General features: G+C 63.0%; 7 protein-coding genes, 1 tRNA gene and 1 pseudogene. 4 read left to right on the top strand and 5 right to left on the bottom strand.

The window, feature by feature from the left end; genetic code table 11:
- The 4 genes and pseudogenes from ACESMT_RS13610 to ACESMT_RS13595 form a co-directional block, all read right to left on the bottom strand.
- Nucleotides 1-350 (bottom strand): annotated as a pseudogene (locus ACESMT_RS13610) (tRNA (N6-isopentenyl adenosine(37)-C2)-methylthiotransferase MiaB); the annotation flags it as partial.
- A gap of 79 nt (nucleotides 351-429) precedes the next feature.
- Nucleotides 430-897, bottom strand: coding sequence for a hypothetical protein (locus ACESMT_RS13605; RefSeq protein WP_372827136.1), 468 nt, complete (start codon nucleotides 895-897; stop codon nucleotides 430-432).
- A 69-nt stretch (nucleotides 898-966) separates the two neighbouring features.
- Nucleotides 967-1,043: transfer RNA gene (locus tag ACESMT_RS13600), tRNA-Met, on the bottom strand.
- A 247-nt stretch (nucleotides 1,044-1,290) separates the two neighbouring features.
- On the bottom strand, nucleotides 1,291-2,067 hold the full coding sequence (locus tag ACESMT_RS13595; RefSeq protein WP_372827137.1) for an enoyl-CoA hydratase: 777 nt from the start codon (nucleotides 2,065-2,067) through the stop codon (nucleotides 1,291-1,293).
- Nucleotides 2,068-2,191: 124 nt separating this feature from the next.
- On the opposite strand from ACESMT_RS13595, the gene ACESMT_RS13590 reads away from it, so the two are divergent.
- The 4 genes from ACESMT_RS13590 (at nucleotide 2,192) to ACESMT_RS13575 (ending at nucleotide 5,355) form a co-directional block, all read left to right on the top strand.
- Nucleotides 2,192-3,010, top strand: a complete 819-nt coding sequence (locus tag ACESMT_RS13590) for an enoyl-CoA hydratase-related protein (protein WP_372827135.1) — start codon at nucleotides 2,192-2,194, stop codon at nucleotides 3,008-3,010.
- Nucleotides 3,007-3,456, top strand: a complete 450-nt coding sequence (paaI, locus tag ACESMT_RS13585) for a hydroxyphenylacetyl-CoA thioesterase PaaI (protein ID WP_372827134.1) — start codon at nucleotides 3,007-3,009, stop codon at nucleotides 3,454-3,456. Before ACESMT_RS13590 ends, paaI begins: the two co-directional genes overlap by 4 nt.
- Nucleotides 3,453-4,745, top strand: coding sequence for a phenylacetate--CoA ligase PaaK (gene paaK, locus ACESMT_RS13580; protein ID WP_372827133.1), 1,293 nt, complete (start codon nucleotides 3,453-3,455; stop codon nucleotides 4,743-4,745). The genes paaI and paaK overlap by 4 nt, the downstream gene beginning before the upstream one ends.
- 100 nt (nucleotides 4,746-4,845) lie before the next feature.
- Nucleotides 4,846-5,355, top strand: coding sequence for a hypothetical protein (locus tag ACESMT_RS13575; RefSeq protein ID WP_372827132.1), 510 nt, complete (start codon nucleotides 4,846-4,848; stop codon nucleotides 5,353-5,355).
- 144 nt (nucleotides 5,356-5,499) lie between these two features.
- On the opposite strand, the gene ACESMT_RS13570 is transcribed toward ACESMT_RS13575, so the two are convergent.
- The gene (locus ACESMT_RS13570; RefSeq protein WP_372827131.1) at nucleotides 5,500-7,326 is read right to left on the bottom strand and encodes a M61 family metallopeptidase; all 1,827 of its coding nucleotides are present in this window, start codon (nucleotides 7,324-7,326) and stop codon (nucleotides 5,500-5,502) included.
- Between the last annotated feature and the right edge of the window lie 82 nt (nucleotides 7,327-7,408).

The following is a 7,408-nucleotide window of genomic DNA, read 5'->3' as shown; positions in this document are numbered from 1 at the left end:
ATGCGTTTATTCAGCAGGTCGGGCAGGCGGTGCAGGGTTTGCGGGCCGAACACCACGTCGACATACGGCGCACGTTCAATGATGGCCTCGCCCTCCTGGCTGGCCACGCAGCCACCCACGCCGATCAGCACGCCCTTTTTCTTCAGGTGCTTGACCCGGCCCAGGTCACTGAAGACCTTTTCCTGCGCCTTTTCGCGCACCGAGCAGGTGTTGAACAGGATCAGGTCGGCTTCGTCGACGTTGGTGGTTGGCTCGTAACCCTGGGCGGCGTGCAACACGTCGGACATCTTGTCCGAGTCGTACTCGTTCATCTGGCAGCCGAAGGTTTTGATAAAGACTTTTTTGCTCATGCGATTTGCTATCCAATTTATAGCTGATTGCCCACGCCAGATATGGGCTGGAGGCCAATTTTTCTTGAAAAGCAGGGATTTACTGTTTGTAGCGTGGCAACTGGTTGTAGGGTGTCTTGCCGTCGTCCTGCGGTGTGTTGCCGTCGGACTCGAAACCGAAGCTGAAGGTGCGCGTGGGCAGGCCTGGGCGTTTTTCCTTGGCTTCCTCGGCGCTCAGCACCCACACCTCATACACCTGGCCGATGTTGTCGCGGGTGTAGTTGACCAGCAGTTCCTTGCCCATCAGCTCGCCGGACATGACAAAGTTGTTGTTGAGATTGCGGATGCGCGCGCCTGGCGACAGCCGGTCGGGCTTGCCGTTGAGGGTGATCTCGGGAGGTGTCTTGACCACCAGCACCGCGCGCAGGGCGGCCTTGGGAAACTGCCGAACGCCGAGGCTGCCGTCGCTGCCGGACGTCTGCGCCGCAGCAGGCACGCCGAGCGTCAGCAGCGCCGCCACGAGGCCGGCCGGCAGGGCCAAGGCAAGGGTTTTCAGGCAGCGTTTCATGGTGTCTATCCAGAGGCTGTGAAGTAACAAAGCCCCAGAAGCATTGACCTCTGGGGCTCCGGGAAAATCTGGTGGTGATAGGTGGACTTGAACCACCGACATCAGCATTATGAATGCTGCGCTCTAACCAACTGAGCTATATCACCGCGCGTCCAAGATTATAGCCAAACCCGAACAGCCCTTGACGAGGGTGCAACATGGGGGGACTCTTCAATCAAGCAGGAGCCGCGGGTCCGGCTTTGCCGGCCCGCAGGCGCAGCGCCCCCTCTGGGCTGGAGACTGCGGCTCCAAAGCTGCCGGCGCCGCTTTGGACAGGCGACAGAAACGAAGCTTCCGGCGAGCGGCGGCCTGCAAGGTGCAGAGAGTTACACGCAGTGAACGAACGTGGGGGCTCTATCGATCGGTAAACAGGGGTTTGCGTTTGTTGACAAAGGCATCCATGCCTTCCTTCTGGTCGCTGGTGGCGAAGGTGGCGTGGAACAGGCGGCGTTCGAACATGATGCCGTCAGCCAGCGTGCCTTCGTAGGCGCGGTTGACCGCCTCCTTGGCGGCCATCACGGCGATTTGCCCGTAGTCGCAGATCTGCAGCGCCGCGCCCAGCGCTTCGTCCATGAGTTTGTCCAGCGGTACGACGCGGCTGGCCAGGCCGCTGCGCTCGGCCTCCGCCGCATCCATCATGCGGCCTGTCAGCACCAGGTCCATGGCCTTGGCCTTGCCGACTGCGCGTGGCAGGCGCTGCGTGCCGCCCGAGCCGGGGATGATGCCGAGCTTGATTTCGGGCTGGCCGAACTTTGCGTTGTCCGCGGCAATGATGAAGTCGCACATCATCGCCAGCTCGCAGCCGCCGCCCAGCGCAAAGCCGCTGACAGCGGCGATCACCGGTTTGCGGATGTTGCGAATCTGCTCCCAGTTGCGCGTGATGTAGTCGTTTTTGTAAACATCGGCAAAACCGTAGGTTGCCATCGCGCCGATGTCGGCGCCGGCGGCAAACGCCTTTTCGCTGCCGGTCAAAACCATGCAGCCGATGTTGTCGTCAGCATCAAAGGCCTTGAGCGCGCTGCCCAGCTCGTCCATCAGCTGGTCGTTAAGTGCATTGAGCTGCTTGGGGCGGTTCAGGGTGATGATGGCCACACGGCCTTCGGTACGGGTCAGAATGAGTTCATGGGTCATCGTTGTCATGGCAGTGTCCTTTGGGTTGAATCATGCCATGCTGCCCACCGGTCCCGGGCAAGGGAAAACATTAACCGACCGATGGGTCGGTTAATGATAAATTCAGGACAGGAGACAGATAGCCATGACGCAAGCCTCATCCCCACCTGCCGCAGAAGCCACGGTTTTGTATGCCGAACAGGGCGCTGTCGCCGTGCTCACGCTGAACCGGCCGCAGGCGCTCAACAGCTTTACCCGCCAGATGCACAGCGATTTGTGGGCTGCGCTGGACCGCGCCGAGGCCAATCCGGCGATACGCGCCATGGTCATCACGGGGGCCGGGCGTGGTTTTTGCGCCGGTGCCGACCTGGGCGAGTTCGACTTTGCACCTGGCCCGTACCTGGTCGAACGCGCCAACCCAGGGCCGGTGATCGACCAGGCTTTCAACCCGACGGTGCGCCGGCTACAGAAGCTGCGCATGCCGACGGTTGCCGCCGTCAACGGCGTGGCGGCCGGCGCTGGCGCCTCGCTGGCCATGACGTGCGACATCGCGATTGCCGCACCCGGCGCCAGCTTTATCCAGGCTTTCAGCAAAATCGGCCTGATTCCCGATGCGGGCGGCACCTGGTTTTTGCCCCAGCGGCTTGGCTTGGCACGTGCCATGGCGCTGGCCATGACGGGCGACAAATTGCCGGCGGCGCAGGCCAGGGAGTGGGGAATGATCTGGGACGTGACCGACGACTGCGTGGCGGCCGCCCTGGCGCTGGCGCAGCGTCTGGCCGGCATGCCAACCAAGGCACTGGTGGCGACCCGGCAGATGCTGCGGGAGAGCGCCACACAGACGCTGGATCAGCAACTTGATGCCGAGCGGGATACCCAGTCGGCGCTCGGGCGCACGCACGACTACATCGAGGGCGTGACGGCCTTTCTTGAAAAACGCCAGCCGCAGTTCAGGGGCGAATGATGGACGCCCACACACTGGCCCGCAAGGTGGGCGAAGCCATGTTTGCCGCCGACACCGCCTCCAGAAACACCCTGGGGATGGAGCTGCTGAGCTGCGAGCCCGGCCGCGCGATGCTGCGCATGACGGTGCGCGACATACATCTCAACGGGCACAAGATCTGCCACGGTGGATTTATCTTCACGCTGGCCGACTCGACCTTTGCATTCGCATGCAACAGCTACAACAAGGCAGCGGTGGCTGCGGGCTGCAGCATCGAGTTCCTCCAGCCCGGAAAGCTGGGCGACGTGTTGACCTGCGAAGGAGCGGAGCAGGCCTTGCAGGGCCGCCACGGCGTCTACGACATGAAGGTCAGCAACCAGCGCGGTGAGGTGGTCGCCATGTTCCGTGGCAAAAGCGCGCAGATACCCGGCAGCGTCATTGACGCTTCCGGTGCGGAGGCTGCATGAAAAGTTTTCCGCTGGAGCCGATCGAAAATGCCAGCCTGGACGAGTTGCGCGCCCTGCAGCTCAAGCGCCTGCAGGCCAGCGTGCGCCATGCCTACCTGCATTCGCCGGTGTACCGCGCCAAGTTCGACGCAGCCGGTGTTCACCCCGATGACTGTCGCTCGCTCGCCGACCTCGCGAAGTTTCCCTTCACCACCAAGGCCGACTTGCGCGAAAGCTACCCCTTTGGCATGCTGGCGGTGCCGCGCGATCAGTGTGTGCGCCTGCACGCGTCCAGCGGAACCACCGGCAAACCCACGGTGGTCGCCTATACGCGCAACGACGTGGACATGTGGGCCGGCTGCGTGGCGCGTAGCATACGCGCGGCCGGTGCGCGGCCTGGCGACCTGGTGCACATCAGCTACGGCTACGGCCTCTTCACGGGCGGGCTGGGTGCGCATTACGGCGCCGAAAAACTCGGGCTGACCGTCGTGCCCTTCGGCGGCGGCCAGACCGAACGCCAGGTGCAGCTGATCACCGATTTCAAACCCGACATCATCATGGTCACGCCCAGCTACATGCTGGCCATTGCCGACGAATTTGAAAAGCAGGGCATGTCGGCGGCCGACACCAGCCTGCGCAGCGGTATTTTTGGCGCCGAGCCGTGGACCAACGACATGCGGCACGCCATCGAAAAACGCATGGGCATTGACGCAGTCGATATTTACGGCCTGAGTGAGGTCATTGGCCCGGGCGTGGCCAGCGAGTGTGTGGAGACCAAGGACGGCCCGACCATCTGGGAAGACCATTTCTACCCCGAGATCGTCGACCCGGAAACTGGCGCGCTGCTGCCCGACGGCGAGATCGGCGAGCTGGTCTTCACCAGCCTGAGCAAGGAGGCGCTGCCCATCATCCGTTACCGCACCCGCGACCTGACACGGCTGCTGCCGGGCACGGCGCGCAGCATGCGCCGCATGGAAAAAATCACTGGCCGCAGCGACGACATGATGATTGTGCGCGGTGTCAATGTGTTTCCCACGCAGATCGAGGAGCTGATTCTCAAGCGCAGCGAACTCGCGCCGCATTACCAGTGCATCCTCACGCGCCAGGGTGTTCTGGACTGCCTGTGCGTGGCGGTGGAGACGCGCCCTGGCCTGGCGCCTGACAGTGCCGCAGCAAAGGCGGCGGCACAACTGCTGCAGCACGAGATCAAGGCCTATGTTGGCACCACGGCGGAGATCGAGCTGCGTGCCGAAGGCGGCATCGAGCGCAGCCTGGGCAAGGCCAAACGGGTGCTGGACCGCCGGGCTTGAGTGCGCGCGCCCGGCGCAGCTCGCTGGCCAGGTACGTCCTTGCTCGACCAAGCCTTGTTTCAGTCTTACACTGCGGTGACAACGACCTTGGGAGACGGCCATGCTGGACAAACAAGCGATTCACCACAAGACACCGCAGGGGGCGGAGGCCATTGCCAACCGGCAGTCAGGGCTGAGGCCCAAGTTGCGATCCCTGCTGATCATGGTCGATGGAAAACGCAGCTTTTCCGACCTCTGCGCGCTGAACGGTGATTGCGAGAACTTGTTGTTGCAGCTGGCCCAGGATGGCCTGGTGGAGCCCATAGGCGGCGTAATGCTGCCCCCGGCAGGCCCGGTCCACACAGTAGCCGAGACACAGGTTGCCGCAACCATGCCAGCCCCCCTGGTGCTGGCCACGCTGCCGGACGCCAAGCGGTTTGCCTCTCGACTGCTGATGGAGACGCTTGGTCCGACCTCGGAAATGCTTTGTATCAAAATTGAATCTGCAGGTAACCTCGCCGATTTTGTGGGTGCCGTGAAGCGGGCCAGGGACATTGTTGGCGGCGTCAAGGGCGCAGCTGCCGCGGACCGATTTGTCGCGCAAGTCGAGCTTCACACGCCGACGGTGTAGAGCCCCCACGGTTGCTCGCTGCGTGTAACGCCCTACCCCCCGAGGCGGCCGCTGCGCCTGCGGACTGGCAAAGCCAGATCCGCGGCCCCTGCTTGTAAAGACAAGAACCCACACGGTCACTCGCTTCGCGTAGCTTCCTCCCGCTCAGGCTGGCGTCAGCCAGCGCCTTGCCAGCGGTGCATCGCGCAGCACCAGCCGCCAGGTGATCACATTCGTGGGCAGTGTCAGTGCCATCCGCAGCAGACGCTTGTCACGTGCCAGCAAGGCCAGCACTGTTTTGTCCGGCCCGGCGTACAGCGTGACATCTTCGAGCTTGTTCAGGCGCCAGCCGCCAGCCGTTGCTTTTTTCTTTCCCGTTGCGACGGGCTCTATAGCCAGCCATTCATCGCCGGCAGCAAAGCCGGCGTTTTCGGCGGCGCCACCACGTAGCACGGTCTTGACGTGGACCGTGCCGTTTTCCTGCACACGCAAGCCCAGCGCCTGGGCCAGCTGCGCAGGCTCTTGCAGCACAGCCACGCCGTGGCGCTGCAGCAGATCCTGCAAGGGCAACTCGCCGGTGCCGTGGACCCAACTGGCGATCTCGGCGTCCCATGACCGCCCGCTGACTTCTTGCAGCGCAGCGGAAAAATCGGCCTCACTCATCGGGCCAGCCTTGCAGCGCTGCCACAGCCTGCGCATCACGTCATCCAGGGTGACCGGTGCCTTGCCCTGGCTTTCGGCGCGCAGGCTCAGGTCGAAACACAGGGCCACCAGCGCACCCTTGGTGTAGTAACTGACGGTGGCATTCGGCGTGTTTTCGTCCTGGCGGTAATACTTGACCCAGGCATCAAAGCTGGCTTGTGCGACCGATTGCACCAGCCGGCCTGGCGTCTGCATCACCTGGTTGATGGTCTTGTTGAGAAGCCGCAGATAGGCCGTGTCATCAAGCAGGTCGGCACGGCGCAGCATGAGATCGTCGTAGTAGCTCGTGAAGCCCTCAAAAAACCACAGCAGTTGCGTGTAGTTTTCGCGGTCATAACGGTAGCTGGAAAATTCAGCGGGCCGCAGGCGCTTGACGTTCCAGGTGTGAAAGTATTCGTGGCTGATCAGACCGCGCAGCGTGGTGTAGCCCTCGGGCAGCTTGCTGTCGCCGATGCGCGGCAGGTCTTTGCGATTGCAGATCAACGCGGTGGAGTTGCGGTGCTCCAGGCCGCCGTAGCCGTCATCGACCGCATTGAGCATGAACAGGTAGTTTTTGTACGGGGGCTTTTTGCTGCCGTGCCAGAAGCGGATGTGTGCTTCGCAGATTTTTTTTGTATCCGCCAGCAACCGTTCGCCGTCAAACCCTGCGGTGGCACCCGCCACCACAAAGCGGTGCGGCACGCCGCAGGCGCTGAAGGAGCCGCTCCAGAAAAGGCCCATCTCCATCGGGGTATCGGCCAGTTCGTCGTAACCGCCGGCCAGGTAGCTGCCGAAGCCTTGTTTGTTGACCTTGAGAGGAGCCAGCCCGGTGGCCACGGACCAGCCCTTGGTCAGCGGCGAGGCTGCAATGTCCAGCCGGTGGGGCGCTTCGGTCTGGCCGTCGACCCGCAGGCACAGCGAGCTGCTGTTGAAAAAGCCGCGTTGGGCGTCCAGGCTGGCGGTGCGCACCGAGCTGTCGTTGGCATAAATCTCGTAGATCAGCTGTAGCGGCTTGCCGGCGTTGCAATGGATGTCCCAGCTGCATTTGTCCAGCTGCCGGACCTGCGCGGCAGGCAGCGCCCGCGACTCCTGGCGGGCCCGCAATCCCTGCAGGTTTTTCGAAAACTCGCGCACCAGGTAGCTGCCGGGTATCCACACCGGCAGGCTGACGCGCTGCACGGCAGCAGGTTGCGCAACGGTCAGCGTGATGCGAAACAGATGGGCATGCAGGTCAGCTGTTTCCACGCGGTAGTGGACGCCAGGGGCAGCGGTTGTTGGTGGCAGGGAAGACGGATCGCGTTGTTTTGGCATGGATTCAAGAATAGCCGAACAGCCGGCGGCGGCGGTTCGGCCTCGAAGCGGACGTGTCTGCAGTTTCCCCGGGATCTGACTT

This window comes from Polaromonas sp., from assembly GCF_041689105.1.
Classification (GTDB): Bacteria; Pseudomonadota; Gammaproteobacteria; order Burkholderiales; family Burkholderiaceae_C; genus Polaromonas.
Note: the sequence above shows the minus strand (reverse complement) of the source record. Positions and strands in the feature narration are given on the sequence as shown.

Bases quoted from the DNA above. Each gene is read 5' to 3' on its own strand.
- ACESMT_RS13595 (WP_372827137.1), bottom strand. From the start codon at position 2,067: ATGACCCATGAACTCATTCTGACCCGTACCGAAGGCCGTGTGGCCATC.
- ACESMT_RS13605 (WP_372827136.1), bottom strand. From the start codon at position 897: ATGAAACGCTGCCTGAAAACCCTTGCCTTGGCCCTGCCGGCCGGCCTC.
- ACESMT_RS13570 (WP_372827131.1), bottom strand. From the start codon at position 7,326: ATGCCAAAACAACGCGATCCGTCTTCCCTGCCACCAACAACCGCTGCC.
- paaK (WP_372827133.1), top strand. From the start codon at position 3,453: ATGAAAAGTTTTCCGCTGGAGCCGATCGAAAATGCCAGCCTGGACGAG.
- ACESMT_RS13590 (WP_372827135.1), top strand. From the start codon at position 2,192: ATGACGCAAGCCTCATCCCCACCTGCCGCAGAAGCCACGGTTTTGTAT.
- paaI (WP_372827134.1), top strand. From the start codon at position 3,007: ATGATGGACGCCCACACACTGGCCCGCAAGGTGGGCGAAGCCATGTTT.
- ACESMT_RS13575 (WP_372827132.1), top strand. From the start codon at position 4,846: ATGCTGGACAAACAAGCGATTCACCACAAGACACCGCAGGGGGCGGAG.